Consider the following 3,519-nt stretch of genomic DNA (forward strand, 5'->3'; position numbering starts at 1 on the left):
ATTTCCATCTCTAAAATATAAATCTAATAACCAAATGAACTACCGATAAACTAATAACTAATAGTAACCAAAATTCTCAGAAACCAAGCTTTGATCATGTGATATTAATTTTTTTGCATAGAAAATAAATTAAAGACCGAGAAAAAGATGAAAGATTCGAAGAATAAAACATCAATAAAACTTTATTCATAATTACATGCGGAATAGGAAAAAAATCTTAGAAAGAGGTTTTGAAGAAGACTATTAACAAAATTTAACTTGAAGGTTATTTAAAATAACAAAAATGTTTTTTTTCACGTATAATAAATACATATATTTACTTTATAATCAAGGAAATATATGATAAAATTTGATAAAGATAACATTATAACTCTGGTTATTAATAATATACAACTATACTTTATTCTGGAGGTGAAATTAATGATTGAGCATGCAAATCAAAAGCAATTATGTGATAAAGTTGAGCATTCATATCACCTAATTAGCAAAAAATGGATAGGACTTATTATCCATACACTTATGGATGAACCAAAAAGATTTAGTGAAATACACGCCTATATTCCTGATTTAAGTAAACGCGTGCTAAATGAGCGCATGAAAGAACTTGAAGAAGATGGACTCGTGATTAGGAATGTGATCACTGACCGCCCTGTTAGGACAGAATACTCCTTAACTAGAAAGGGTACTGAATTGGGAAAAGCACTTCAAACAATTGAAAATTGGGCTGAAAAATGGCTATAATCGTTGTTGCAATCTTTCCTTATCAAATGCTTCATCACCATTTCCTCCAAAACAAAAGGGGCTATAACAGTGAATTTACACCTGTTATAACCCCTTTTTTAATATTCATCTCTATTCAACCGATTCTTTTACTTTTGTCCCTTCTTTAAAGAACATCATTAGCACGAACCCTACCGCAAGAACAATGACCGCTGAGTAAAATCCCGTAGCCATGCTGCCTGTTTTATCAGCAAGAAACCCAACAAACCAAGGGGCGATAATCGACGACATCATACCCATAAAATTAAAGAGACTGAAGGCAAGCCCATACGCTGATTTATCAACATTTTCGGAAACTGATGCTATCAGAAGCGGATCTAGCGCAATCTTACCAAAAAATCCATAAACCAATAATGCTGTGATCAATAATGCGGTATCATGAACATAGACAGTTGCCCATAATGCAATCGCTGCAATTGGAATCAGCACAAATGCGAAAGGCTTCTTCCTGCCTAAGCGATCCGAAATATAACTTGCGATAAGCGCCCCTGGTATCGAAGCTAATGGAACTAGGGCCGATATCAAACCAACTTGACTGCCGTGGAAACCTCTTTCGGTTTCCAAAAACTTCGGCAACCATGTGACAACGACTGTAAAGCCGTAAATAGAACAAAATAAGACTAGAAAGGTAATTAAGAGATTACGGTTTTTAAGTAAAGATAAAACCGAAACTTTTTCTCCTTTATTAGGCGACTTCTCTAGTAATTTACTTTCATTCGATGCCTTATCTGGATTTTTTTCTTTTACTAATACCGAAATAAGGATTCCGACTAGAACCGTAAGCACACCGAAGATATAAAATGGAACGCTCCAACTCATACCCTTTTCTAAAACTAATGTGCTAGATAAGATAAAACCTAAAGCAACCCCTAACCCTGATCCGCTGTTAATAATTGCACTGCCTACAGTTCTGCGTTTTTCTGGAATTGCTTCAGATGATAGGGCAAATTGGGGACCATAATATGTTGCTGAAGAAAGTCCTGCAATAGCACGAGCTACCAAAAAGCCTGTGAAGCCAGCCATGAGGCCACTGATGCCTGTCAAAACCCCATATAAAATAAACCCGATGGCGAGCAACTTTTTCCTGCCAAATTTATCACTGAAAGCTCCTGCAGGAATTTGAGCGATCGTGTAAGTCAGAAAGAAAATACTATTGACCAGCCCAAGCTGGCTGTTATTCAGGTTATACTCTAAGCCAATATTCCCTAAAATAGGATTCAAAAAATATTTATTTGCATTGATGAACATCCATCCTAACGTGAATGCAAAAACTACTTTCCACCAATATGGAATCATAAATTTCTTGCTCTTTTGCCCTTCATGATGTATTGCCATTGGTGCCATAAAAACAACTCCCCTTCATTTTAATTATTACTGCAGAGGAGTTAAGTTATAAAAAACCATTCCCCTACATTTTTATTTTTTTATTGGTTCGCCATTTTCGAACACTACTTTACCACCAACAATTGTTGTCTTCACTTTCCCTTTAAATGTCATACCTACATAAGGTGAGTGCTGATGACGGTAAAACAAATCTTCCTTCTTTAGTTCAAATCTTTCATTCAAATTGACAATTGCCAAATCCGCATCATAATCAACTGCAATTGTTCCTTTAGTTGAAAGTCCGAACAATTTTGCTGGGTTTGCAGCAGTTAATTCTACAATTTTTTCTAATGGGAGATTTCGTTTAAAATGCCCTTCAGTCAACATGATATTCAATGTAGACTGAGCTCCAGAAATACCTCCCCATCCTTCAAAAAAGTTGTCTGTAATTGTTTTCATAGATGCCGGTGCTGGCGAATGATCAGATGCGATGACGTTAATTTCTCCGTTAGCAACTGCCGTCCATAAATCTTCAACTTCTTCTTCATCTCTCAATGGAGGTGCACATTTCGCCAATGCTCTTTTTTCCTCTAAATCTTTTACTGTCAACGATAAATAATGCGGGCATGTTTCAACTGTTACATTTACGCCTCTTTGTTTTGCATCGTTAATCACTTCGACTACTTTTCTGCTGCTTGCATGGACAATATGAAGTTTACATCCAGTTGCTTCTGAATAGGAAATAATTCTTCTAACTGCTTCAATTTCAGAAATAATCGGTCGCGATTCAACAAAATCTCTTGCTGTTGTTTTTCCTTGACTTTGTTTTTCTTGTGCAAGCTGTTCAGTAATAACTGTACTCTCTGCATGAACAGCAAGAAGGGATCCCAAGGATGCAATCTCTTTCATCCCCTTATAAATGGTTTCATCATCAACATTATTGAAATCCACAATTCCACTTGGTGACATAAATGCCTTAAATCCGATTACGCCATTTTCATGAAGATCTTTTAAATCGTCAATATTTTCTGGTACAAGTCCGCCCCAGAAACGAGGATTAACGATTGACTTTTCAGCGGCAGCAGTGCTCTTCAGCTCTAAATTTGCTTTATTAATTGTCGGAGGCGTACTATTCAACGGCATATCAAAGAATGTTGTAACTCCTCCGGCAGCTAAGCTTCTGCTTCCTGTCTCTAGTCCTTCCCACTCTGTTCTGCCTGGTTCGTTAAAATGGACATGTGTGTCAATTAAACCTGGCAGGATATGAAGTCCTTGTGCGTCAATCTCATTAACTGCTGTTGCCTCTATTGACTTGCCAATTGAGACTTCCTTAATTTTCCCTTCCTTAATTCCTATATCCCCTTGAACAATTGAATCTGCAGTAACGATTGTCCCGTTTTTAATAATTAAATCGTA

Annotated in this window: 3 protein-coding genes; 1 reads left to right on the forward strand and 2 read right to left on the reverse strand. The window is 36.5% G+C overall.

Going from position 1 to position 3,519, the window contains the following annotated elements; translation table 11 throughout:
• Window positions 1–420: 420 nt before the first annotated feature.
• On the forward strand, window positions 421–741 hold the full coding sequence (locus V7149_RS05265) for a winged helix-turn-helix transcriptional regulator (RefSeq protein ID WP_335344600.1): 321 nt from the start codon (window positions 421–423) through the stop codon (window positions 739–741).
• Window positions 742–852: 111 nt separating this feature from the next.
• On the opposite strand, the gene V7149_RS05270 is transcribed toward V7149_RS05265, so the two are convergent.
• Complete coding sequence (locus V7149_RS05270; RefSeq protein WP_335344601.1) at window positions 853–2,124, reverse strand: MFS transporter; 1,272 nt, start codon at window positions 2,122–2,124, stop codon at window positions 853–855.
• A gap of 72 nt (window positions 2,125–2,196) precedes the next feature.
• The coding region (locus V7149_RS05275; RefSeq protein ID WP_335344602.1) for an allantoinase at window positions 2,197–3,519 on the reverse strand (1,323 nt) is incomplete at its 5' end.

It is taken from the genome of Bacillus sp. JJ1503 (assembly GCF_036965125.1).
In the GTDB taxonomy this organism is placed as follows: domain Bacteria; phylum Bacillota; class Bacilli; order Bacillales; family Cytobacillaceae; genus Cytobacillus.

Coding starts and splice junctions, on each gene's coding strand:
- V7149_RS05265 (WP_335344600.1), top strand. CDS start 421: ATGATTGAGCATGCAAATCAAAAGCAATTATGTGATAAAGTTGAGCAT.
- V7149_RS05270 (WP_335344601.1), bottom strand. CDS start 2,124: ATGGCACCAATGGCAATACATCATGAAGGGCAAAAGAGCAAGAAATTT.